The following is a 23,527-nucleotide window of genomic DNA, read 5'->3' as shown; positions in this document are numbered from 1 at the left end:
CATAGCATTACAGGATGTTTTCTTTTCTATTATTGAAAAAAGGTTGTAACTGTGATTTAATTAATATGATTTTGAACGCTAGGAGGCAATTATGAATAATCTTGGTGAAGAAATAAGAAAAAAGAGATTAGAAAAAGGTTTAACTATAGATGACTTATCAAAGCGTACGATGCTTTCACCAGCCGTACTTAAGGATATCGAAAATGGTGCATTTGATCGTTATGAAGGCGATGAAACATATGTCAAGATGTATCTGAAAAAGATTAGTGATGCATTGGATATGGATCGCGAAGAAGTGACAAAGAGCTATATTGCATTAACTGAAGAAATCAAACAGGAAGAGCTAGCTGAAGCTGCTAAAGAAGCTGAAGAGGAAGGAGAAGCACGGGCTGAAAAGAAGTCTGTCAAGCTTGAAAAACCTCAATTTACAAAAAAAGCTTCGGTTTATGAAGATAAGAGCCATATTAAGATTATTAGAGTGGTCATTGCATTATTAATTGTGGCATTGATTGCGGTATTGATCTTTATTGCTGTGGTTAGCACACATAAATCAATAGAAACAAAGAATTATACAAAGACATCGGACAATGTAACTGGTGATGTCAAGACAAAGAAAGATAAAGAAAAAGAAGAAGCTGAAAAGAAAAAGAAAGCGTCAGAAACAACACAGGAAACACCTAAAGTAGCTGCTGTAACATTCTCTAAGAATGCCAACTATAACTACAATTTTGCCTTAACAGATACAAGTGCTGAAACATTTACTTTCAAAGTAGAATTTGTGACACGTGCCTGGGCACAATTACAGGTTAATGGTAAGGTCGATACAGATTTTGAAGCAAGAGTTTACCAAGCTGGCGAAAGTGCTACAGTAACATTAAAGAGTGCGGATGTCAGAAATATGCGTTTCTCAAATGGTGCAAGTAAGGGTGCTAAATATTACATCAACGATGTGCAGGTGCCTTTGACAGATGAAGAAACAAATAATGCTAATCTTACAAGAGTAAGATTCACAAAGGTTGCTTCTATTGATGCTTCTCAGGCAGTGACAAATAACCAGTCACCAACAACAACTCAAGCAGCGAATACATCTACAAAGAAGAGTACAACAGATAATGGAAACAATAATTAAAGAACTCGGAAACAATTTAATCGCTCATCACTACTCTCTGTCTAGCACAGAGAGTTTTACGGTTGGGCATTTTGCAAGTGCAATTGGTCTTGTACCAGGTATTTCTGCTATTTATCGCGGCAGCCTCGTTAGCTATCAGACAAGAATTAAACATGATGTTCTTCATGTTCATCAGAATACGATTGATCAATATGGTGTAGTCAGTGCTGAAGTGGCTCATGCCATGTGTACGAATGGTCAAATGTTATTTGATAGTGATATCTGTATTTCTTTTACAGGCAATGCCGGTCCTAGTGCGATGGAAGGTAAACCTGTTGGGCTTATTTATATAGGAATTGCTTTTTTTGATGAAGTATCGACATATGAATATCATCTCAATGGTACAAGGGAAGAGATTGTTTATCAGGCTATTAAGATTGGTGCGCAAGAAATTCTTAAAAAAATACATGAGAAATCTTAATGATTTTTGACTATACATATATAGGAGGTGTTTTTATGGCACGAAAAGACAAAACAACAAATACAGATTCTGCTAATGAAGCTGCATTGGATGATGCTTTAAAACAAATTGAAAAGAAATTTGGTAAAGGATCGATTATGCGCCTAGGTGATCGCCCAGCAGTTAATGTGGATGTTATTCCATCAGGTTCCCTTCAGCTAGATGGTGCACTAGGCATTGGGGGATATCCTAAGGGGAGAATTATTGAAATCTATGGTCCTGAATCTTCAGGTAAAACAACGTTGACTTTACATGCGATTGCTGAATGTCAGAAACAGGGTGGTAAGGCGGCCTTTATTGATGCTGAACATGCGATTGATCCTGTTTATGCGAAGAACCTAGGTGTGGATACGGACAATTTAATTCTCTCCCAGCCAGATAGTGGTGAACAGGCATTAGAAATTGCCGAAATGCTGGTGAGAAGTGGTGTGATTGATCTGGTTGTTATTGACTCAGTAGCCGCACTTGTTCCACAGGTAGAATTAGATGGGGAAATGAGTGACCAGAATATGGGCTTGCAGGCACGTTTAATGTCTAAAGCGTTAAGAAAGCTTTCTGGGGTCATGAATAAAACAAATTGTACAGTGATTTTCATTAACCAGTTGCGTGAGAAGATTGGGATTGTCTTTGGAAATCCAGAAACGACGACAGGCGGTAGAGCGCTACGTTTCTATTCTTCTGTACGTATTGAAATCAGACGTAGTGAGCAAATCAAGCTCAATGGTGAAGTCGTAGGTAATAAGACAAATATCAAGGTCGTAAAGAATAAAGTAGCTCCACCATTTAAGACTTGCCAAGTAGATATCATTTATGGCAAGGGTATTGCCCATGATGGTGAAGTGCTAGACTTAGCGACAAATTATGATATTATTGAAAAATCAGGTGCCTGGTATGCTTACCAAGGAGAAAAGATTGGTCAGGGACGTGAAAATGCTAAGGCATATTTAGATAATAATCCAGAAATTATGCAGGCTATTGAAGCACAGGTAAAGGCAAAACTTTTCCCAGAACAAGAAGAACAGGGTGTTGTAGAAGAAGGCTAGGCCTTCTTTTTTTGATGGAATGTATTGGTATCAATACATTCGTGCATTGAAATTTCATATAGCGTACGGTATAATTGAAATGTGTGAAAAACACATTTTATTGAATACATAGGAGGTATAAGTGATGTTAGAAAGCCTAGCCTATGTTCTTCTTGGTATTGTATTAGGATTAATTCTGAATTATGTACTGAACAAAATGCATATCACAAAAGCCAGTACAGAAGCACAAAAAATCATTGAAGATGCGCAAGCGAAAGCAGACAATATTGTCAAAGAAGCGACTCTAGATGCGAAAACACAAGCTTATGAGTACAAGCTGGAAGCTGAAAAAGAAGCAAAAGCTTCGAAGTTAGAACTCGATAAATTTGAAAATAAGCTCTTAGAGAGAGAACATAATATTGATCGAAGAGATATTGCTTTGCAAGGTAGAGAAGATTCTTTAGATCAACGTGCTAAACAATTAGATAAGAAACAAGCAGAACTAGGAAAATTAGAAAGTCAGCTCAAGAATCAAATTGATGAAAAAGTCAAGGAACTTGAGAAAATTGCTGCCATGAGTGCTCAGGAAGCTCATGATGAATTATTCAAGCAGGTCGAACGCCAAATGGAAAACGAGGTTACTGCTTATATCAAGGAACGTGAAGATGAAGCAAACCAGAAAGCTTCTCTTTATGCAAAGGATATTATTGCGACAGCTATCAACCGCTATGCGCAGGAAGAAACTGTGGAAAGAACAGTGAATGTCGTAGCCCTGCCAAGTGAAGAAATGAAAGGTCGTATTATTGGTCGTGAAGGTCGTAATATCAGAGCGTTTGAAAATGCGACAGGGACTGAACTGATTATTGATGACACACCTGAAGTTATCACTATTTCTTGTTTTGATCCAGTTCGAAGAGAGATTGCGAAACAGTCTCTTGAAAAACTGATTAAAGATGGTCGTATTCAGCCAGGACGTATTGAGGAAGTGGTTGAAAAGACGAAAAAAGAAGTTGAAGAGATCATGATGAAAGCTGGCGAAGATGCTGTCTTTAGCTGTGGTCTATCGAAGTTTAAGAAAGATGAATTGTTGACAATTGGTAAGATGAAATTTAGAACATCCTATGGCCAAAATGCCCTTCAGCATTCCGTAGAAGTTGCTCATCTTGCCGGAATTATGGCCGCCGAACTTGGCTTAAATCAGCAGCTTGCGAAACGTGCCGGATTACTTCATGATATCGGTAAAGCTCTTGATCATGAAATGGAAGGTAGCCATGTGGAATTGGGTGCTAAATTTGCGAAAAAGTATGGAGAAAATGCGATTGTCATTAATGCGATTGAATCCCATCATGGTGATGTTCCTGCAAATTCCATTATTTCCATTCTTGTAGCAGCGGCAGATACGCTTTCAGCTGCAAGACCAGGAAGCCGTAGTGAATCTGTTGAAAATTATATTCAGCGTCTTGAAAAGCTTGAAGCTATTGCGAAGGACTTTGATGGCGTTGATAAAGTCTTTGCGATTCAGGCAGGACGTGAAATTCGTGTGGTTGTAAATCCTGAAAAGATTGATGATCTCAAGGCACATAAGCTTGCTAGAGATGTCAAAGAAAAGATAGAAAACGAATTGACTTATCCAGGACATATCAAAGTCACTGTTATTAGAGAGATTCGTGCGAATGAAATTGCGAAATAATCACTCCTTTGGAGTGATTTTTTTCTAGAGGAGAGAGTAGATGAAAATATTATTTATTGGTGATATATTTGGTGAGATTGGTAGAAATATGGTGGCCACATATTTACCTTTAGTTAAAGAAAAATATCAGGTTGATGTTGTCTTTGCGAATGGCGAGAATACAACGCATGGCAAGGGGCTTATTAGAAAGCATTATGAAGAGTTGCTGGCGGATGGGATTGCCCTTATTACGATGGGTAATCATACCTATTCAAAAAGAGAAATCTTTGATTATATTGATGAAGCCAACAATTTAATCGTACCTCTCAATCGTCCTAAAGCCTTACCAGGAGTTGGGAGCAGAGTGATAACTTACGGCAATAAGAGTATCCGTGTTACAAATCTCCTGGGATTGACTTTTATGGATCCTAAGAGTACGAATCCCTTTGAAGCTATTGAGCCCCTTTTAGAAGAAGATACAAGTGATATTCATATTATTGATTTCCATGGGGAAACGACAAGCGATAAGGCGGCTTTTGGTTACTTTGTTGATGGTCGGGTGACTGCAGTTGTGGGTACGCATACGCATGTGCCAACAGCAGATGAACATATTTTACCCAAGGGTACAGCTTTTCAAAGTGATATTGGTATGACGGGGCCTTATGTCAGTGTCATTGGCTGTCAGGCTGAAACGATTATTGAACGTAATCTTAAAGGTATCATGACACCTTTTACCCTAGCTAAGGGGGAAGGGCAGTTCTTAGCTACTTTATTGACGATTGATGATATTACGAATCAGTGTACACATATTGAACGAATTCAAATAGATCCTCAGCATTCTTTTGAAAAGTGAATGTAAAGAATTGATAATAAATGAAAGAGGTTGCACCAATATCTCTCATAATATGTTATAATGGCGAAGGAAGATATAAGGAGGAACATTTTATGGCACAACATACAATTTTAATGCAGACTGCTCAGGTGCAGAAGCTTATTGATTTCTTTGATGGTTATACGGATGACAAGATTACTTCATGTCATTTTGAAGGAAAGAAAGGTATTAAAGCAACATTTACTGTTGAATCTGAATTAGATGCAGAAGCAACAGCCGCTCATTTAAAGAGCCTTTTTAAAGCGACTCCTGCTGGTAAGGTTCTCTATTTCTCAATTCAGCCAGATACATTCTTTAAAAAATAGGGCAAAAAGCCTTATTTTTTTCATTTTATTTGATATAATGCTTCCCTGAAAGGGTGTTTATATAAATGAAAGATTATAGTCAATATTTTAACGGTCCAAGCCTTAAAGAGGCAAGAAGCCGTGGTAAAGAAGATATTAAGCATATTGAAAATGCATTTGAGATTCCCCCTGATATGGTGAATATTGGGCAGGGACAGTACTATCATATTAAAACATATGGTTGTCAGGCTAATGAAAGAGATTCTGAAACATTAGCTGGTATTTTAGAGATGATGGGCTATCAGCCTACTGATGATATTCATCAGGCCAATGTTGTTTTACTTAATACATGTGCAGTAAGAGAAAATGCCGAGGAAAAGGTATTTGGTAAGATTGGTTATCTAAAGACAGTCAAGAAAACAAATCCTAATATTATCTTTGGTATTTGTGGTTGTATGACGCAAGAGGAAGTTGTTGTCAATAAGATTCTTGCGAAATATCCACAGGTTGATTTAATTTTTGGTACACATAATTTGCATCGTTTACCACAATTATTAAAGAGTGCGATGTTAGAGAAGGAAATGGTGCTAGAAGTCTGGAGCAAGGAAGGCGATGTTATTGAGAATCTCCCAAGTCATCGTGCCAGCAAGACTAAAGCCTGGGTCAATATTATGTATGGCTGTAATAAGTTCTGTACATATTGTATTGTCCCTTATACGAGAGGAAAGGAACGTTCGCGTTTAAAGGGAGAAATCCTAGATGAAGTGCGTCAGTTAGTTGCTGATGGCTATCAGGAAATTACTTTACTTGGCCAGAATGTGAATAGCTATGGGTTAGATCTTGATGAAGATTATTCCTTTGCGAACCTATTAGAAGATGTTGCCAAGACGGGTATTCCTAGAATCCGTTTCACAACATCCCATCCATGGGACTTTACTGAAGCCATGGCTGACGTCATTGCTAAGTATGACAATATCATGCCTTATATCCATCTGCCTGTACAATCGGGTAATAGTGATGTCTTAAAGACAATGGGTAGAAAATATACGCGTGAACAGTATCTTGCTTTATTTGATATGTTGAAGAGAAAGATTCCAGGGGTAGCGATCACTACGGATATCATTGTTGGCTTCCCAAATGAAACAGAAGAACAGTTTGAAGATACACTTTCACTTTATGAACATTGTCAGTATGATCTTGCCTATACATTTGTCTATTCACCTCGTGCTGGTACTCCAGCAGCAGCTATGGAAGACAATATTCCATTGGAAGAAAAACAACAACGTCTATATCGTTTAAATGAAGTTGTCAATAAATACGCTAATCAAGCCAATGCGAAATACTTGGGACATATTGCTACGGTATTAGTTGATGGCCCTTCTAAACGTAATCCAGAAATTCTTTCTGGCTATACGGAACACAACAAGCTGATTAACTTTAAGGGCAATAAGGAAGATATTGGCAAGATGGTCAAAGTCAAGATTACGAATACTAAGACATGGACACTTGAAGGTGAGCAGATTGCCTAATACAAAAGAAATCGCCTTAAAACTTAATCAAGCTTTATTAGCGGAAGAAGCTGTCAAAGCCTTTCAGCATTATGAAGCATTGATCAAAGAACATAAAGAACTTGCTCAAAGCGAAAAACAGATCAAGCTGCTTCAACAAGATCTCTTACAAGCCAAGGTGCATGATGATGACAACTATGAAAGCCTTAATAAGCAGTATCATGAAGCTTATGAAGCTTTCACTAATCATCCCCTTGTCGTGAACTATTTACAATTAAAAGAAGAAGTCAACGACTTATTATTGGAAGTAGAAGCAATAATTAATAATGGATTAGCTATAGATATTGATTTATAGTGATAAATTGTTTATTATGGTCAAAATAGGATAGGAGAGAGAAGAAAATGGCATATTTTTATGATGAACCATCACATACTTTTAGTGAATATCTTTTAGTTCCAGGCTATACTGGACCAGATTGCATACCGGACAATGTTTCCTTAAAGACCCCTTTAGTGAAATATAGAAGAGGCGAAGAACCTGCAATTTCTTTAAATATTCCAATGGTATCAGCTATTATGCAGGCAGTTTCTGATGATAAGATGGCTGTAGCACTTGCGAAAGAGGGCGGCATTTCCTTTATTTATGGCTCACAGAGCATTGAGTCTCAGGCTGCTATGGTTAAGAGAGTAAAGAATTATAAGGCTGGTTTTGTAACTTCTGATTCCAACCTTTCTGCTCAAGCGACATTAGCAGATGTATTGGCTCTTAAAGAAACAACAGGTCATAGTACAATGGCTGTCACTGAAGGCGGTCAGCCAAATGGCAAACTTCTTGGTATTGTTACTGGTCGTGACTATCGTGTCAGCAGAATGAGTCCTGATACTAAAGTTGTTGATTTCATGACACCATATGAAAAGCTTATTACAGCACCTAAGAGTGTGACACTTAAAGAAGCTAATGATATTATCTGGGATCATAAGTTAAACGCATTACCAATTGTTGATGAAAACCAGAACTTACTCTATTTTGTTTTCAGAAAAGACTATGAATCAAGAAAATCTAATCCTAATGAATTACTTGATGACAAGAAGAGATATATGGTTGGTGCTGGTATCAACACAAGAGATTATGCAGAACGTATTCCTGCTTTAGTGGATGCTGGTGTTGATGTGCTTTGTATTGATTCATCAGAAGGTTATACAGAATGGCAGCGTCAGACAATCAAATGGGTAAGAGAAAATTATGGCGATCGTGTTAAGATTGGTGCTGGTAATGTCGTTGATGGTGAAGGATTTAGATTCTTAGCTGAAGCTGGTGCTGACTTCGTTAAGATTGGTATTGGCGGTGGCTCTATCTGTATTACTCGTGAAACAAAGGGTATTGGCCGTGGCCAGGCAACTGCAACAATTGATGTTGCCCGCGCAAGAGATCAGTATTTTGAAGAAACAGGTATCTATGTTCCAATCTGTAGTGATGGTGGTATTGTCTATGACTATCATATGACTCTTGCTTTAGCTATGGGCAGTGACTTCATGATGCTTGGTCGTTATTTCTCAAGATTTGACGAATCACCAACAAGAAAGATCATGATCAATGGCACATATATGAAGGAATACTGGGGTGAAGGTTCTGCACGTGCTAGAAACTGGCAGCGTTATGATTTAGGTGGCGACAAGAAACTTTCATTCGTTGAAGGTGTTGATTCTTATGTACCATATGCTGGTTCATTGAAGGATAATGTGGCTTTATCACTCTCTAAGATGAAACATACAATGTGTAACTGTGGAGCTCTTACTATTCCTGAACTCCAGAAGAAGGCTAAGATTACACTTGTCTCAGCGACTTCTATTGTTGAAGGTGGAGCACATGATGTCTTATTAAAGGAATCTACTCCTAATCAGAATCAATAATACTTAAGGACACATAATGTGTCCTTTTTTTCTTGTTGGAAATTGTGCTATAATATCACAACGGAGTGTGAAAAATATGGCTAAAAAAGAAAAGTATTCACCAATGATGGAGAAATATCTAGAATTAAAGAAGGATTATCAAGATGCATTTGTTTTTTATCGTTTAGGGGATTTTTATGAAATGTTTTTTGATGATGCAATAAAAGGCAGCAAGCTTCTTAATCTCGCTTTAACGGGCAAAAATGCAGGTGTGAAGGAACGTGTTCCAATGTGTGGCATTCCTCATCATGCAGTTGAAGGATATGTTGAGACACTTGTTAAGCAGGGGTATAAAGTGGCCATTGTCGAACAGCTGGAAGATCCTAAAAAAGCGAAGGGAATTGTTAAGCGTGGTGTTGTGCAGGTGGTCACACCGGGAACGCTGATGGATTTTCATGCGAATGAAATTTCCAATCACTTTATTGGCGCTCTTGGCATTTTTGAATTCAATTACACATTAGCCTACGCTGATCTTTCTACTGGTGAATTCTTTGTCTTAAATATGCCTAAAAATGAACATGGACTTAAGACACGTATTGAAGCCCTTGGCTTTAAGGAAATCGTCATGGAAGAAGCACATGACATTGAACATGTCATGGTTTCTGAGTTTAAGGATTATAAAGTCAAAGATCATTATGCCAAACTCTTTGAACATATTTCTGATTTAAAACAAATACGTGTTGCTTCATTATTATTGAATTATTTGATTGAAACACAAAAACGTGATCTTGATCATATGCAAGAAGTTGTTGAAATCAAGGATGATGAATATGTCACGATGGATGGTTATACGAAAAAGGCCTTAGAGCTTGTTCAAGGTGCAGCTGGTGAGAAATATGGCTCATTATTGTGGCTATTGGATCATACTAACTCTGCCATGGGTGGACGTTTGTTGAAGCAATGGATAGAACAGCCATTGGTGAATAGAAGTCGTATAGAAGAACGTCTTGATAATGTTGAAGTTTTTGTTGAGAACTTTCTTGATCGTGAAACAATTAGAGATATGATCAAAGATATTTATGATCTAGAAAAGCTAGCAACAAGAATAGCCTTTGGGAATGTTAATCCTCGCGATCTCAAATGGATTGCAGCTTCCCTCAAGGTCATTCCTAGCTTAAAGAATAATCTTCTTTCAATCAACCATCCCCAGCTTACAACTTTAGCTCATCAGCTTGTTGATTTATCGAATATCACCAATACTATTGATCAAGCTATTGTGAATGATCCACCTATTCATCTTAATGAAGGTGGGATCATCAAAGATGGCTATTCTAGCGAACTTGATGAACTGCGTGATATGAAAAAGAATGGACGCAAATGGCTTGCCCAGTTTGAAGAAAAAGAACGTGAGCGCACAGGCATCCGTGGGCTCAAAGTAGGCTACAATCGTGTCTTTGGCTATTATATTGAAATCACCAAGTCCTTCTTGCCACAAGTTAAAGAAGAATTTGGCTATACACGTAAGCAGTCATTAACGAATGCCGAACGTTTTGTGACACCGGAACTAAAGGAAATGGAAGATAAGATTCTTTCTGCCCAGGATCGTATTGTCTCACTAGAACATGAAATCTTTGTGCAGATAAGAAACTATATCAAGGACTATGTACATAAAATTCAGGATGTGGCAAAGATTGTTGCACATATCGATGTCTATACAACCTTGGCAAGTGTCGCTAGCAAGAATAATTATGTTCGTCCACACTTTAATGATGAACATCTCCTCCATATTGTTGATGGACGTCATCCTGTAGTAGAAGAAGTTATTAAACATCAGAATTATATTGCCAATAGTTGTGAGATGGACCGTGATCATGAGATTCTCTTGATAACTGGTCCCAATATGGGCGGTAAATCGACCTATATGCGACAAGTCAGCCTAGCTGTCATTATGAGTCAGATTGGTTCATTCATTCCTGCTAAAGAAGCTTCATTACCTATCTTCGATCAGATCTTTACTCGTATTGGGGCGAGTGATGATCTTATTAGTGGGCAATCGACGTTTATGGTTGAGATGTTGGAAGCGAATAATGCATTACGCTATGCAACAGAAAATTCACTTATTATCTTTGACGAAATAGGTCGTGGGACAGCGACATTTGATGGCATGGCCTTAGCACAAGGTATTATTGAATATATAGCTCATCATACACATGCCTTAACACTCTTCTCCACACATTATCATGAACTCACTTATATGTCAGAAGAATTAGGTATTCGCAATGTTCATGCTTCTGCGGATGTCAGTGGGGATACGATTCGCTTCTTATATAAAATTGCCCCTGGACCATCGGCTGAAAGCTATGGGATTAATGTTGCTAAACTGGCCCAATTACCTGATGAAGTCATCAATCGTGCGCAGGTCATCTTGCAGTCATTAGAAGATAATAATATTGAAAAGACACTCACAACGACAAAACCTGTTTATGTGGAAAAAGAAAGTGAAGTCGAAAAAGTTTTAAAACAAATTGATCCAATGGCTTTAAGTCCTTTGGATGCATTAAGTACATTAATTGAATTAAAGAAAATGTTGTAGAAAGGGGATTAAATGAATAGAATTCATCAGTTAGATGCCGATACTGCTAATAAAATAGCAGCTGGTGAGGTTGTTGAAAGACCAGCCAATGTCATTAAGGAATTGGTAGAAAATAGTATTGATGCCAAGGCAAGTAAGATTGATGTTCTTGTGACTGAAGGTGGCATGGAGTCAATGACCATTATTGATGATGGTATTGGCATGAGTCATGAAGATGCTTTAATGTGCTTTTCTCGTCATGCAACAAGTAAAATCAAAGATGATCATGATCTCTTCAATATCACAACTTTAGGCTTTAGAGGAGAAGCTATTCCTTCAATAGCCTCCATTGCGAAATTCTCCTTAGAGACCAATGATGGCCATGAAGGCAGTCAGGTTATTTATGAATTTGGCAATCGTACACAAGTAGGTTATCTTGATTGTCCACAAGGGACGAAGATTACTGTTGAAAAGATTTTCCAGAATGTACCCGCAAGACTCAAATATATGAAGAGCGTTAATGCGGAATTTGCAGCTATTTATACTTATTTAGAACGTCTTGCCTTAGCACATAGTGAAATTGCTTTTAGTTTAAGCCATAATGGGCGTGAGATCTTCCGTACCAATGGCTCAGGGCAGTTATTAGAAGTGATTGCGGTGATTTATGGTATGAATGTGGCTAAAAATATGATTCCTGTTGATTTTGGAAATGAGGAATTTTCTATTTCTGGTTATGTTTCAAACAGAGAGATAACCCGTGCTTCCAAGAACCATATTATCACGCTTGTGAATCATCGTTATGTCAAGAATAAGAAAAGTATTGATGCTATTAATGATGTCTATCGTCAATACCTATCAGATAAACGCTTTCCTATTGCTGTTATAAATATTGAAGTTGATCCCTATCTTGTCGATGTTAATGTGCATCCAGCAAAGCTAGAAGTACGTTTTTCAAAAGAGCAGGAACTTCATGATATTATTACACAAGGTATCAATGCTGTTTTAAAACCTCAAGAACCTGCTGAAACAATTCATCAAGAGCCTAGTCAGCCATTCGTTTTTCAAACTGAAAAGGTGCAAGAAGAGCCCTTTGTATTTAAAGAACCTATACAGGAAGACGTCATTGAACTCAATGATGAGCCTGTCTATGATCAGATGACATTGGATTTAAGAGAGGATGAAAAGGTTGCGGATGAGCATGCAGACTATCAGAAAGAAGAAAAAACAAGTCTGAAAGATCTTCCACAAAATCCAATCAAAGAAAAAATCTATGCCAAGGGACAAATTCGCGGCAGTTATATTATTGGGGAGAATGAACGCGGGATGTATCTTGTGGACCAGCATGCAGCCTTAACACGGATACATTATGAAAGATACAAGAATGCCTACCAGAAGCTTGACCGCCATATGCAATCTTTGCTTGTACCAGTAACCTTAGAATATACGCCATCAGAATTTATGAGGCTAGAAGAACATAAAAATGAGTTAAAGGCAGTGGGGATTGAACTAGAAGTGATGGGACCACACACTTATTGTGTCAGAGAATTACCGATGTGGATGGATATGAGTGATCCAACCTCTTTCATCGAACAAATGATAGAACAAATCCTTTCTAACCAACAATTAGATGTGATTGAATTAATGGAAGAAGCTATCAAATCACTAGCCAACCAGGCAAGCATTAAAGACAATACTTATCTTTCGCAACAAGCAATGCAGGCAATTCTTGATGATTTAATGCGTTGTGATAATCCTTATGTAGATATTAAGTCCCATCCAACATTTGTCTTCTATAGTGATTATGAATTAGAAAAGCTTTTTAAAAAGGTGAATTAAATGGAAAAAGTATTAGTTGTGGTAGGACCCACAGGTGTTGGGAAAACGAAATTAGGGATTGAACTGGCAAAAAAATATGATGGTGAAGTGATTTCTGGTGATTCCATGCAGATTTATAAGACTATGGATATTGGAACGGCCAAAGTGACAAAAGAAGAAATGCAAGGTGTGGTTCATCATCTTATTGATGTCAAGAATCCCGATGAAAGCTATTCTGTCATGGAATTTCAAGAAACAGTACGTCAGAAGATTGATGAGATTACAGAAAGAGGCAAGATGCCTATTATTGTTGGGGGAACAGGTCTTTATATTAAGGCTGTGTTATATGATTATCATTTTGAAAAAAGTGAAAGCAATCATGAAGAAATAGAAAAAAAGTATGCACATTTAGATAATCAGGCTCTTTACCAGCATTTATTAGCCATTGATCGAGAAGCTACATATAATATTCATCCCAACAATCGCCGTCGTGTATTAAGGGCTATTGAAATTTATGAGACAACGGGACAAAAGAAAAGTGCTATTGAAGCTGCACAAAATCATCAGATGATTTATAATGCCTACCTTATCGGATTAACATTACCTCGTCCTTTATTACATTCACGCATTGATCATCGTGTCCATGTCATGATGGATCATGGTCTTGAAGAAGAAGTTGATCGTTTAATGAAGAGTGGAGCACAGGAAGATTGGCAATCTATGAAAGCAATCGGATATAAGGAATGGTTTGATTATTATCGTGGTGATAAAAGTAAAATCGAAGTTGTTGAAGCAATTAAGACGCATAGTCGTCAGTATGCGAAAAGACAATATACTTGGTTTAATAATCAAATGCATGTTAACTGGTATGAAGTGAATCTTGAACATTTTGAGAAAACTGTTGATGATGTAGAAAAGGATGTGGATGTATGGATCAAATAGTCAATATCATTATGATTATTGTAGGGGTTTACTTAATATATGTCTCTAGACAATTAGTGACTAAGCATAATCTGAAAGCTTTCTATTCAGAGAAGAATCTTGAAAGTATTCCTTTACGCAATCGTTATGCTTATGCTGAAAACGTGGGAAAATGGCTTGGCTTTATTGGCTGTGCTTTGATTTTGTCGGCTGCTCTTTTTTTCTTAGATGATTATGTCCATCATCAACTCATTTTTATTGCCGGAGAAGTGGTATTGCTTGGTGGGCTGGTCTTTGGCTTTGGGAAAATCTATTTTGTCGTGAAAGAAGCACAAAAGAATCCTAAGAAAAAGAAATAGTTGTTTAAAGCTGGTATTTGTTTGAATATCAGCTTTTTTGCTATGAAAAAGACACCTGTTTGAGGTGTCTTAATGTTGGTGCTTTTTGAGTGCATCTTTAATAGCTGGTATGGAATTACTGCGACCATGACGTAATAAGCGTTCGTAGTTATTGGCAAGAGCTTGTTCATACTTCGAGGTATGGGCAGGCTGATAGAAGATGGCATCTTTGATTTCATCAGGAAGATATTGTAAATATTCCCACATTTCTGGACAGTCATAGTCATATTTTTCTTCTTCTTTAAGGCCGACAGGGGAGAGACGTAAATACTTTGGGGCATTATATGGATGGGCTTTTAAAGAAGCTATCGCTGCATCAATAGCATATTCGCTTGATTTGGATTTTGGTGAAAGGCATAAATCGATAACAACCTGAGCAAGGGGGATACGTGCTTCAGGAAAGCCCACGGTCTTGGCTGCTTGAAAAGCGAGTACTGTACGCATAGCTGCATTCGGGTTAGCAAGACCAATATCTTCATAGGCAATCACAAGCAAACGACGTTCAAGTGATTCTAAATCGCCCACTTCAATAAGCTTGGCAAGATAGTAAAGTGCACCATTCACATCGCTGCCTCGGATGCTTTTTTGTAGGCCACTTAATGTATCATAATATTGATCTTCATCTTTGTCATATTGTAAGTTGGCTTGAGGGATGACTGTGGCTAGATCACTTTTTTTGATATGGTTGTCTTCTACAAAGATTGTGGCTAGTTCTAGACAGTTATAGGCATAACGGATATCTCCAGCACATATTTTTGCGATATAAGAATAGGCATCTTCATCGCATTGATAAGCGTTGTTAAGGCCATGAGGAGATACAACTGCTTTTTTTAAACCATCGATAATATCATCATTGGTTAGCGGTTCAACTTTGAAAATCGAACAGCGAGAACGAATAGCTGGATTGATGGAATGATAAGGATTGGCTGTTGTACACCCAGCAATTGTTAGTAAGCCACTTTCAACATGGGGAAGAAGATGATCCTGTTTATCTTTGTTCATGCGATGAATCTCATCAATAATTACAAATAGACCATCACTGAGCTTTGCTTCAGCAATAATCTGATCCATTTCTTTCTTATTGCCAGTTGAAGCATTAAAGAGGCGATAGGGAATATCAAGATCATGGGCAAAGGCCTTCGCAATGGTTGTTTTTCCACAACCAGGTGGGCCATAGAGAATCATGCTCATGGGATGCTTCTTTTTAATCATTTGTCTTAAAATAGCACCTTCACCAACGAGGTGCTTTTGTCCAATAACGTCATCTAAGGAAACAGGACGCATATTGTGTGCTAATGTTGTGTGCATTGTATACACCTCCAAAAACTGATATAATGCTTTTTAAGAGAGGAAGAGTTATGCGTATTGTATTACAAAGAGTAAGCCGTGCATCAGTGACCATTGAAGGAAAGGTGCATGGCCAAATTCATCAGGGATATATGATTTTAGTAGGATTTAAAGATGGGGATGATGAAGCCATCATTGATCGTATGGTCGATAAGATCATTCATCTACGTATCTTTGAAGATTCAGAAGGAAAAATGAATCTGTCTTTATTAGATGTTGAAGGTGCTATTCTATCCATTTCCCAGTTTACCCTTTATGCGAATAGTCGCAAGGGAAGAAGACCGAGCTTTGTCGAAGCAGCAAAACCAAATATATCATCACCTCTTTATGATCTCTTTAATACCAAACTTGAAGAATCTGGAATTCATGTTGAAAAAGGGATCTTTGGGGCTGATATGAAATGTGAATTAGTCAATGATGGTCCAGTCACGATCATATTAGATAGTGATGAGCTCTTTCATTAATATCTAAATTTGCCATCAAGAACCTGACGTATGATTTTGAGAACGCCTTGTTGATCATTGCTTGGACATTGACTATAGGCAATATGTTTGATTTCATCAACTGCATTCGCCATGGCAATGCCATATTTAACACTTTTAAGCAATGTAAAATCATTCATGGCATCACCAAAAGCCATGCATTCTTCAGGAGCAATATGGAGTTCTTTTTGAAGATAGCGAATACCACTCCCCTTATTCGTCCCAAGATTCTGAATATCAACCCATTCATTACCTGCGGTCACAACGGACATATCATGGGGAACAAGCTTCTTTAATTCGTTTTCATACTGATGGATATCACTTGTAGGATCATAAACTGCTAGCTTCAAAATATCATCATCAATATGATCAAATTGATCATGGAGAAGGACATTGCGATAATGCTTATTAACAACATCAAGATATGCTTCATCCTTCTTTAAAACATGGGTATGTTTACGCCCGCTCATGATGACCATCAGATTCTTATGTTGTGCTAAAACATCAAGACAAGCTTCTAGCTTATTTGGCTCGATTAAATCAAGATAAAGAGGTCTTGCACCTTTGCCAACATAAGCACCATTATCTGCTACAAAATAGATATCTTCGCTCATGGGAATAAATTGATGGAAGAGTCTCAAAAACTGGTTGCCAGAGGCAATGACGAATTTGATATTGTTTTCTTGCATCTTATAGAATAATGAAATAAATTCATAATCAAATTGTTTATTACTATCTAAGAATGTGCCATCCATGTCGGTAGCAATCATTTTTATCATTTTCTTCACCTCGCTAGGCATTGTAACATAGAAATGGAGGGATATGTATGCATTTTCCTATTTATATCATTTATCTTGGTTTGATGGTGTTGATGGGTTTAACCCATAAAAGCCGTTATTTTATTTATACGAAAACATTGTGTTCGATTGCTTTTGTCGCCATTGCCTGCCTTACCAAAGGACTTGGTTTTCTTTTTGGAATAGCATTGGCATTCTTTGCCTTAGGGGACTTTTTGTTGGTCTTTAAAAGAGAAAAAATGAAACTTGGCATTATTGCTTTTATTATTGGCAATCTTGTGATGATTGGTATTTTTAGCTTATATCTCAAGCTTACGCCTTATCAGTTTATTTTACCTGTTGTGGCAATGATTATTTTGACCATTCTTGATGAAAAGGAAATTGTGGTTTTAGAACAAGACCGCCCTTATGCCTTTGTATATTCCTTCGTCCTCGCTTTAGCTTTTTCTTCAACACTTGTGATGGCTGTCACTTATAATCATCCGTTTTTCAATGTGTTGGCACTTGGCTATGGACTTTATTTTATTAGTGATATTTTTGAACTGGCCTATGTCTATGTTCCAGCATCACCAAAATGGATAGGGGCTATTGTCTTGACTCTTTATTACATAGGAATGTTGTTTATAGCATTAAGTGTAATGTTCGCTTAAATGATTCTCTTTTTATAGTCATGAGATTGTAGGGTTATGATTTTTGGGGGTAAATAATGAAGAAGATTGTAGTGATAGCGACAGGAGGAACGATTGCTGGTAGTGGTGAAGCTGGTAAAACGGCTGATTATCGTGCTGGTACGATTGAGGTGGAAGAAGTTCTCGCTTCCATTCCTCAGGTCAAAGATATTGCCAATATTGAAATGATTCAACTCTTAAGTGTTGATTCCAATGAAATGAATGAACAACACTGGCTTGCGCTGTTAGATATGATCAATAAACAAGCAAGTCGGGATGATGTTGATGGCATTGTCGTCACACATGGCACGGATACACTAGAAGAAACAGCCTATTTTTTAAATTTAACTGTTCATACAGTTAAGCCTGTAGTCTTAACAGGAGCAATGAGACCAGCTACAGCAACAAGTGCAGATGGCCCTTTCAATCTCTATCAAGCTATTGCTTTAGCTGCAAATGATAAAGCGATTGGTTGTGGAATCATGGCATTATTTTCTAGTACAATTTATTCTGCAAGAGGTATTGAAAAGGTCAATAATTATAAAATTGATGCCTTTGGTCATAATGGGAGCGGGGCGCTTGGCTATATGCGAGATGATGAAGTCTATATTTCTACAAGACCAGTTACGCATCATACCATCTATTCGTTATTTAGTCATGAACATTATCAATCATTGCCCAATGTGAGTCTTGTTACTTATTATGCAGGTGCACCAGTTCTATTGTTGGAGGCAGTTAGTACCTATTCTCAAGGCATTGTTGTTGTTGGTACGGGCAGTGGGAATTTCTCAAAGCAATGGGTTGATAAGCTCGAAGAATTGGCAAGAAAGGGTATTGTGATTGTACGCTCTTCACGTGTTGCACATGCCATTGTTTTCGATGAACCTGTCTTTGATCCTGAACATCTATTTGTGGGATCTAATACACTGAGTCCTTTTAAGGCCCGTATATTGCTTGCCCTTTGTCTTACAAGAACAAAAAAACGTGAAGAAATCGAACAATTTTTTAAAACATACTAAAGAGGAGTCAAAAAGGATTTCTCTTTTTTTCTTTGTAGACATTTCTATAAAACGAGAAATGTCGTGATGAAAAAAATACCGAAAATCCATGTATTTCGCTACACTTCATGTTTTAAAGAAGTCTCAATTATGTTATTATTAGAGAGTAAATAAATTAAAGGAGAATATGATGAAAGAAATATATGCTACTTTGGATATTGGCTCTACAACATTGAAGTTAGTAGTGGCTGAAGTGATAAGTGCAAATGTAAACATTCTCTTTTCAAGTAAGGTTACAAGCCATGGCGTACGTAGAGGTATTATCACTGATGCGGATGCTCTGGTCGAAGATATCAAAAATATTGTAAGAGAAGCAGATGAAGAACTGAATACAACAATTACATCAGTAGGCTTAGTGCTGCCTTCAATCAATGCGAGAATTTATCAGGGAGATGGCATCACAAAGGTCAATAATGCGAATGATAAGATTGTCATTGATGATGTCGTTCGTGCTCTCAAGCTTTCTACAAGATTTCAACGTAATCGTGATGAAGAAATTGTATCTACAATTCCTATTCACTATGCACTTGATACAAAGAGTACGAATCAAATACCTTTAGGCATGCGTTCGGCATCATTAAAGGTGGATTCCATGATTGTGACAAGCAAGAAGAAATTCTTCTATGGATATCTTGAAGCAGTTGAAAAAGCTGGACTAGAATTATTAGATGTTACGATTGATGCTTATGCTTCTGCTCTTGAAGCTTTTGATGAAGCATACTTAAAAGAAGGTGCAATCTTGATAGATATTGGTTGTTATTCTTCAACGGTATCATTCTACGAAGATGGATATTTGAAGTATATTGCCCAAGCCAATACTGGTGGTTATGAATTAACTAAAGCAATTAGTGAAAAATGGTGGATTTCCATGGATAAAGCTGAACGCTACAAGATTAAGTATGGGACTTGTGAGAAGAATGTTGGTGATGATGATATCATTCATTCCAATAAGGTGGATAATGAAATTGTGAGCTACACACAACAAGATCTATCAGATGTTTTACGTGAAGCAGTAGAGAACATGATGGAGGAGATAAAGACAAAGATTGATGTCATCAATGATGGCCGTAGTTATGAAACGGTGATTGTTGGTGGGGGTGGTGAACTTCCTAGTCTTGATGTTGTCGCGAGTGGTGTATTGAATGCACCTGTTCGTTGTTATCGCCCAGAAACAATTGGTGTGCGTGATATGAGTTATGTGCCTGCACTCGGATTATTATATTATTTAAATGATCGAAAAGAATTCCTTGGTGAGGATCATGTGTCTTTGACACTACCTGATATTTCAAGTACAATGAACATTAGGTTAAAAGGCTTCACAAAAGCTAAAGATGAAAGTAAAATGCCAAAGAAAACATTAAAAAGAGTCCTAGAGAATTTCTTTAGTGATGATGAATAGAAAAAGAGAGGATTTATAAACATGGATGAAAATATGGATTTTATACAGGTTGCGAAAATTAAAGTAGTCGGTGTTGGCGGCGGAGGATGTAACGCTGTTAATAGAATGGTCACTGATGGTGTGAGAGGTGTTGAATTCTATTGTGCGAATACTGATGCACAGATGATGAAGGGCATTGAAAATGTCAATAAGATTGTTTTGGGTAAGGATTTAACACATGGTTTAGGTGCTGGTGGAAATCCAGATGTTGGCCGTAAAGCAGCTGTAGAAGCAGAAAACGATATTAGAGAATCTTTAACTGGTGCTAATATGGTCTTCATTGCTGCTGGTATGGGCGGTGGAACTGGAACAGGTGCTGCTCCTGTTGTTGCGAAGATTGCAAAAGAACTTGGGGCATTAACTGTCGCTGTTGTCACAACACCATTTACATTTGAAGGCCCAAAGAGAGCAAGACAGGCTCAGGCTGGCTTAATGGAATTAAGAGAAAATGTGGATTCTATTATTGTTGTGAGTAATGATCGCTTATTGGATGCAATTGGTGGTAAGCCAATGGCAGAAGCGTTTAGAGAAGCTGATAATGTTTTAAGACAGGGTGTTCAGACGATTACAGATTTAATTGCTGTTCCTGCGTTTATCAACCTTGACTTTGCGGATGTGCGTTCTATTATGCAGGATCGTGGTTCAGCCTTAATTGGTATTGGTATTAGTGATGGCGACAACAAAGCTGAAGAAGCAGCTAAGCGTGCTATTTCATCACCACTTCTTGATGTATCAATTGCTGGGGCAAAAGATGCCATTGTTAATGTGACAGGTGGACCAAATATTACACTTTATGATGCCAATACAGCACTTGCTGCAATTAGAGAAGCTGTTGGTAATGAAGTGAATACAATTCTTGGTGTTGCAATCAATGATCAGTTAGATGATTCTATTATTGTAACTGTTATTGCAACTGGTTTTGAAGATGAATTGGATGAAGCTCAGATTGAACCTGAATTCAATACTTTTGCAAAGGCTAAACCTGCTGCACCTAAGGAAGAAGAAGATGACGAAGATATGCCTATCTTCTTAAAGAATAGAAAGTTCTAAAAGAAAGCCTCCCTAGGAGGCTTATTATTGTATAAGGAGAATTCAAAATGTATAAAATTGGTTTTATTGGTATGGGAAATATGGCTTCTGCTTTGATGACGGGAATCATCAAAGCAGGTTATCTTCAAGCTAATGATATATGTGGTGCTGATATTAGTGAACAGGCACGTATGAAAGCAAATGATAGAGGCATTAAAGTGTGCGAAAATAATCATGAAGTCATTGCTCAGAGTGAGCTTGTCATTGTAGCTGTAAAGCCACAAGTATTGGAGAGTGTTATTAATGATGTTCATGATGATCTTAAGAATAAAGCAGTAATGAGTATTGCCTTAGGTTATGATTTTGAAAAATATAATCAACTTCTTGATGCCTCAACAAGACATTTGACTATTATGCCAAATACTCCTGTTGAAGTGTGTGAAGGAATGCTTTTACTTGAAGAAAAGCATAGTTTAAAAGAAGAAGAGTATCAGTTTGTTGTTGATATGTTAAATCATATTGGTTCTACACAAGTTCTACCTTCCCATTTAATGAATGTTGGAGGTGCTTTATCAGGATGTGGACCTGCTTATCTCTATCTTGTCATTGAAGGTTTGGCAGATGGTGCTGTGAAGAATGGTCTTCCAAGAGCAGCTGCATATAAGCTTGCAAGTCAGACGGTTCTTGGGGCAGGAAAGATGCAGCTTGCAACAGGACTTCATCCAGGTATTTTAAAGGACAATGTTACATCTCCTGGAGGATCGACAATTCGTGGCGTTAAAGCGCTTGAAGATGCGGGAGTTAGATCTGCTTTTATTGAAGCTATTGATAAAGCATGTTAGTAGAGAAGGTAAGGACTTTGGCGATACAGGGTCCTTATCTTTGTTTATATAAGCATAATTTCGATTCTCAAGCATTTTTTTGCAAAAAAGATAAAAAAAGGCTTTACAAGAGAAAAGGGCAATGGTATAGTTAATAAGCACTCAGCAAGGAGTGCAAGCCGAACACTGATAACTGAACAGAAACACGTCAGATAAAACAAGAATTGACATTCGGAAGAATGAAAGCATAAGAGAGCTAGATGCTCTCCATGAGACGATGGAGAGTTTGATCCTGGCTCAGGATGAACGCTGGCGGCGTGCCTAATACATGCAAGTCGGACGGAGCGCTTCGGCGCTCAGTGGCGAACGGGTGAGTAGCACATGGGCAACCTGCCCTTCAGAGGGGGACAACAGCTGGAAACGGCTGCTAAGACCGCATAGGCAGGGAGGGGACATCCCCTTCCTGTTAAACGTCCATACAGGGACGGCTGAAGGATGGGCCTGTGGCGCATTAGCTAGTTGGCGGGGCAACGGCCCACCAAGGCGACGATGCGTAGCCGGCCTGAGAGGGCGGACGGCCACACTGGGACTGAGACACGGCCCAGACTCCTACGGGAGGCAGCAGTAGGGAATTTTCGGCAATGGGGGAAACCCTGACCGAGCAACGCCGCGTGAACGACGAAGGCCTTCGGGTCGTAAAGTTCTGTTGCGAAGGAAGAACGCCGGAGGGAGGAAATGCCCTGCCGGGTGACGGTACTTCGCGAGAAAGCCACGGCTAACTACGTGCCAGCAGCCGCGGTAATACGTAGGTGGCGAGCGTTATCCGGAATCATTGGGCGTAAAGAGGGAGCAGGCGGCCGTGAGGGTCTGTGGTAAAAGACTGAAGCTCAACTTCAGTGAGCCATGGAAACCGGACGGCTGGAGTGCGGCAGAGGATCGTGGAATTCCATGTGTAGCGGTGAAATGCGTAGATATATGGAGGAACACCAGTGGCGAAGGCGACGGTCTGGGCCTGCACTGACGCTCATTCCCGAAAGCGTGGGGAGCAAATAGGATTAGATACCCTAGTAGTCCACGCCGTAAACGATCGATACCAGGTGTCGGGGAAGAGATCCCCGGTGCCGGAGTCAACGCATTAAGTATCGCGCCTGAGTAGTACGTTCGCAAGAATGAAACTCAAAGGAATTGACGGGGGCCCGCACAAGCGGTGGAGCATGTGGTTTAATTCGAAGCAACGCGAAGAACCTTACCAGGTCTTGACATCGATCCAGGCGCATGAGAGATCATG

At 38.5% G+C, this 23,527-nt stretch carries 21 protein-coding genes and 1 rRNA gene; 20 read left to right on the top strand and 2 right to left on the bottom strand.

The window, feature by feature from the left end; translation table 11 throughout:
- Positions 1 to 91: 91 nt before the first annotated feature.
- The 13 genes from FYJ79_RS00110 (at position 92) to FYJ79_RS00050 (ending at position 14,560) form a co-directional block, all read left to right on the top strand.
- The gene (locus FYJ79_RS00110; protein WP_154513964.1) at positions 92 to 1,129 is read left to right on the top strand and encodes a helix-turn-helix domain-containing protein; all 1,038 of its coding nucleotides are present in this window, start codon (positions 92 to 94) and stop codon (positions 1,127 to 1,129) included.
- Positions 1,113 to 1,589 (top strand): CinA family protein, encoded by a 477-nt coding sequence (locus FYJ79_RS00105; RefSeq protein ID WP_154513963.1) that lies wholly within the window; start codon positions 1,113 to 1,115, stop codon positions 1,587 to 1,589. Before FYJ79_RS00110 ends, FYJ79_RS00105 begins: the two co-directional genes overlap by 17 nt.
- A 35-nt stretch (positions 1,590 to 1,624) precedes the next feature.
- A complete protein-coding gene (recA, locus tag FYJ79_RS00100) occupies positions 1,625 to 2,671 on the top strand; it encodes a recombinase RecA (protein WP_154513962.1) in 1,047 nt (348 codons plus the stop codon).
- A gap of 124 nt (positions 2,672 to 2,795) precedes the next feature.
- Complete coding sequence (rny, locus tag FYJ79_RS00095; protein ID WP_154513961.1) at positions 2,796 to 4,340, top strand: ribonuclease Y; 1,545 nt, start codon at positions 2,796 to 2,798, stop codon at positions 4,338 to 4,340.
- Between the two features lie 40 nt (positions 4,341 to 4,380).
- Positions 4,381 to 5,172 (top strand): TIGR00282 family metallophosphoesterase, encoded by a 792-nt coding sequence (locus tag FYJ79_RS00090; protein WP_154513960.1) that lies wholly within the window; start codon positions 4,381 to 4,383, stop codon positions 5,170 to 5,172.
- A gap of 92 nt (positions 5,173 to 5,264) precedes the next feature.
- Positions 5,265 to 5,516 carry a hypothetical protein gene (locus tag FYJ79_RS00085; protein WP_154513959.1) on the top strand — a complete coding sequence of 84 codons (252 nt, stop codon included), beginning with the start codon at positions 5,265 to 5,267 and terminating at the stop codon, positions 5,514 to 5,516.
- Positions 5,517 to 5,581: 65 nt separating this feature from the next.
- A complete protein-coding gene (miaB, locus tag FYJ79_RS00080) occupies positions 5,582 to 7,024 on the top strand; it encodes a tRNA (N6-isopentenyl adenosine(37)-C2)-methylthiotransferase MiaB (protein WP_154513958.1) in 1,443 nt (480 codons plus the stop codon).
- Positions 7,017 to 7,358 carry a YlbF family regulator gene (locus FYJ79_RS00075; RefSeq protein ID WP_195836968.1) on the top strand — a complete coding sequence of 114 codons (342 nt, stop codon included), beginning with the start codon at positions 7,017 to 7,019 and terminating at the stop codon, positions 7,356 to 7,358. Before miaB ends, FYJ79_RS00075 begins: the two co-directional genes overlap by 8 nt.
- Positions 7,359 to 7,405: 47 nt before the next feature.
- Entirely contained in the window at positions 7,406 to 8,914 is a 1,509-nt protein-coding gene (locus tag FYJ79_RS00070; protein ID WP_154513956.1) for an IMP dehydrogenase, read from the top strand.
- Positions 8,915 to 8,990: 76 nt separating this feature from the next.
- Entirely contained in the window at positions 8,991 to 11,486 is a 2,496-nt protein-coding gene (mutS, locus tag FYJ79_RS00065; protein ID WP_154513955.1) for a DNA mismatch repair protein MutS, read from the top strand.
- A gap of 12 nt (positions 11,487 to 11,498) precedes the next feature.
- Positions 11,499 to 13,301 (top strand): DNA mismatch repair endonuclease MutL, encoded by a 1,803-nt coding sequence (mutL, locus tag FYJ79_RS00060; protein WP_154513954.1) that lies wholly within the window; start codon positions 11,499 to 11,501, stop codon positions 13,299 to 13,301.
- Entirely contained in the window at positions 13,302 to 14,222 is a 921-nt protein-coding gene (gene miaA, locus FYJ79_RS00055) for a tRNA (adenosine(37)-N6)-dimethylallyltransferase MiaA (protein ID WP_154513953.1), read from the top strand.
- The gene (locus FYJ79_RS00050) at positions 14,210 to 14,560 is read left to right on the top strand and encodes a hypothetical protein (RefSeq protein WP_154513952.1); all 351 of its coding nucleotides are present in this window, start codon (positions 14,210 to 14,212) and stop codon (positions 14,558 to 14,560) included. The genes miaA and FYJ79_RS00050 overlap by 13 nt, the downstream gene beginning before the upstream one ends.
- A 69-nt stretch (positions 14,561 to 14,629) precedes the next feature.
- On the opposite strand, the gene FYJ79_RS00045 is transcribed toward FYJ79_RS00050, so the two are convergent.
- Positions 14,630 to 15,907, bottom strand: a complete 1,278-nt coding sequence (locus FYJ79_RS00045) for a replication-associated recombination protein A (protein WP_154513951.1) — start codon at positions 15,905 to 15,907, stop codon at positions 14,630 to 14,632.
- A 50-nt stretch (positions 15,908 to 15,957) separates the two neighbouring features.
- Here FYJ79_RS00045 and dtd point away from each other — a divergent pair, with 50 nt between their 5' ends.
- The gene (gene dtd, locus FYJ79_RS00040) at positions 15,958 to 16,410 is read left to right on the top strand and encodes a D-aminoacyl-tRNA deacylase (RefSeq protein ID WP_154513950.1); all 453 of its coding nucleotides are present in this window, start codon (positions 15,958 to 15,960) and stop codon (positions 16,408 to 16,410) included.
- Here the strand turns inward: dtd and FYJ79_RS00035 are convergent.
- Positions 16,407 to 17,207 (bottom strand): Cof-type HAD-IIB family hydrolase, encoded by an 801-nt coding sequence (locus FYJ79_RS00035; protein WP_154513949.1) that lies wholly within the window; start codon positions 17,205 to 17,207, stop codon positions 16,407 to 16,409. The genes dtd and FYJ79_RS00035 overlap by 4 nt on opposite strands.
- Positions 17,208 to 17,254: 47 nt before the next feature.
- Between FYJ79_RS00035 and FYJ79_RS00030 the strand changes: the two genes are divergently transcribed.
- The 6 genes from FYJ79_RS00030 to FYJ79_RS00005 all read left to right on the top strand — a co-directional run.
- Entirely contained in the window at positions 17,255 to 17,875 is a 621-nt protein-coding gene (locus FYJ79_RS00030; protein ID WP_154513948.1) for a lysoplasmalogenase family protein, read from the top strand.
- Positions 17,876 to 17,931: 56 nt separating this feature from the next.
- Positions 17,932 to 18,912, top strand: a complete 981-nt coding sequence (locus FYJ79_RS00025; protein WP_154513947.1) for an asparaginase — start codon at positions 17,932 to 17,934, stop codon at positions 18,910 to 18,912.
- Between the two features lie 169 nt (positions 18,913 to 19,081).
- Positions 19,082 to 20,350 (top strand): cell division protein FtsA, encoded by a 1,269-nt coding sequence (ftsA, locus tag FYJ79_RS00020; RefSeq protein WP_154513946.1) that lies wholly within the window; start codon positions 19,082 to 19,084, stop codon positions 20,348 to 20,350.
- Between the two features lie 21 nt (positions 20,351 to 20,371).
- Complete coding sequence (gene ftsZ / locus FYJ79_RS00015; RefSeq protein ID WP_154513945.1) at positions 20,372 to 21,439, top strand: cell division protein FtsZ; 1,068 nt, start codon at positions 20,372 to 20,374, stop codon at positions 21,437 to 21,439.
- 47 nt (positions 21,440 to 21,486) lie between these two features.
- Positions 21,487 to 22,260: a pyrroline-5-carboxylate reductase gene (gene proC / locus FYJ79_RS00010; RefSeq protein ID WP_154513944.1), complete on the top strand. Its 774-nt coding sequence runs from the start codon at positions 21,487 to 21,489 to the stop codon at positions 22,258 to 22,260.
- A 253-nt stretch (positions 22,261 to 22,513) separates the two neighbouring features.
- Positions 22,514 to 23,527, top strand: a 16S ribosomal RNA gene (locus FYJ79_RS00005); the annotation flags it as partial.

The organism is Sharpea porci (assembly GCF_009695655.1).
Taxonomy (GTDB): Bacteria; Bacillota_I; Bacilli_A; order Erysipelotrichales; family Coprobacillaceae; genus Sharpea; species Sharpea porci.
This window is presented reverse-complemented; position numbering and strand designations above follow the sequence as displayed.

What these genes read in the sequence shown, in the direction of transcription:
- miaB (WP_154513958.1), top strand. Translation starts at nt 5,582, where the DNA reads ATGAAAGATTATAGTCAATATTTTAACGGTCCAAGCCTTAAAGAGGCA.
- proC (WP_154513944.1), top strand. Translation starts at nt 21,487, where the DNA reads ATGTATAAAATTGGTTTTATTGGTATGGGAAATATGGCTTCTGCTTTG.
- FYJ79_RS00105 (WP_154513963.1), top strand. Translation starts at nt 1,113, where the DNA reads ATGGAAACAATAATTAAAGAACTCGGAAACAATTTAATCGCTCATCAC.
- FYJ79_RS00110 (WP_154513964.1), top strand. Translation starts at nt 92, where the DNA reads ATGAATAATCTTGGTGAAGAAATAAGAAAAAAGAGATTAGAAAAAGGT.
- ftsA (WP_154513946.1), top strand. Translation starts at nt 19,082, where the DNA reads ATGAAAGAAATATATGCTACTTTGGATATTGGCTCTACAACATTGAAG.
- FYJ79_RS00030 (WP_154513948.1), top strand. Translation starts at nt 17,255, where the DNA reads ATGCATTTTCCTATTTATATCATTTATCTTGGTTTGATGGTGTTGATG.
- FYJ79_RS00025 (WP_154513947.1), top strand. Translation starts at nt 17,932, where the DNA reads ATGAAGAAGATTGTAGTGATAGCGACAGGAGGAACGATTGCTGGTAGT.
- miaA (WP_154513953.1), top strand. Translation starts at nt 13,302, where the DNA reads ATGGAAAAAGTATTAGTTGTGGTAGGACCCACAGGTGTTGGGAAAACG.
- FYJ79_RS00050 (WP_154513952.1), top strand. Translation starts at nt 14,210, where the DNA reads ATGGATCAAATAGTCAATATCATTATGATTATTGTAGGGGTTTACTTA.
- FYJ79_RS00045 (WP_154513951.1), bottom strand. Translation starts at nt 15,907, where the DNA reads ATGCACACAACATTAGCACACAATATGCGTCCTGTTTCCTTAGATGAC.
- FYJ79_RS00090 (WP_154513960.1), top strand. Translation starts at nt 4,381, where the DNA reads ATGAAAATATTATTTATTGGTGATATATTTGGTGAGATTGGTAGAAAT.
- FYJ79_RS00035 (WP_154513949.1), bottom strand. Translation starts at nt 17,207, where the DNA reads ATGATAAAAATGATTGCTACCGACATGGATGGCACATTCTTAGATAGT.
- FYJ79_RS00085 (WP_154513959.1), top strand. Translation starts at nt 5,265, where the DNA reads ATGGCACAACATACAATTTTAATGCAGACTGCTCAGGTGCAGAAGCTT.
- dtd (WP_154513950.1), top strand. Translation starts at nt 15,958, where the DNA reads ATGCGTATTGTATTACAAAGAGTAAGCCGTGCATCAGTGACCATTGAA.
- mutS (WP_154513955.1), top strand. Translation starts at nt 8,991, where the DNA reads ATGGCTAAAAAAGAAAAGTATTCACCAATGATGGAGAAATATCTAGAA.
- ftsZ (WP_154513945.1), top strand. Translation starts at nt 20,372, where the DNA reads ATGGATGAAAATATGGATTTTATACAGGTTGCGAAAATTAAAGTAGTC.
- rny (WP_154513961.1), top strand. Translation starts at nt 2,796, where the DNA reads ATGTTAGAAAGCCTAGCCTATGTTCTTCTTGGTATTGTATTAGGATTA.
- recA (WP_154513962.1), top strand. Translation starts at nt 1,625, where the DNA reads ATGGCACGAAAAGACAAAACAACAAATACAGATTCTGCTAATGAAGCT.
- mutL (WP_154513954.1), top strand. Translation starts at nt 11,499, where the DNA reads ATGAATAGAATTCATCAGTTAGATGCCGATACTGCTAATAAAATAGCA.
- FYJ79_RS00070 (WP_154513956.1), top strand. Translation starts at nt 7,406, where the DNA reads ATGGCATATTTTTATGATGAACCATCACATACTTTTAGTGAATATCTT.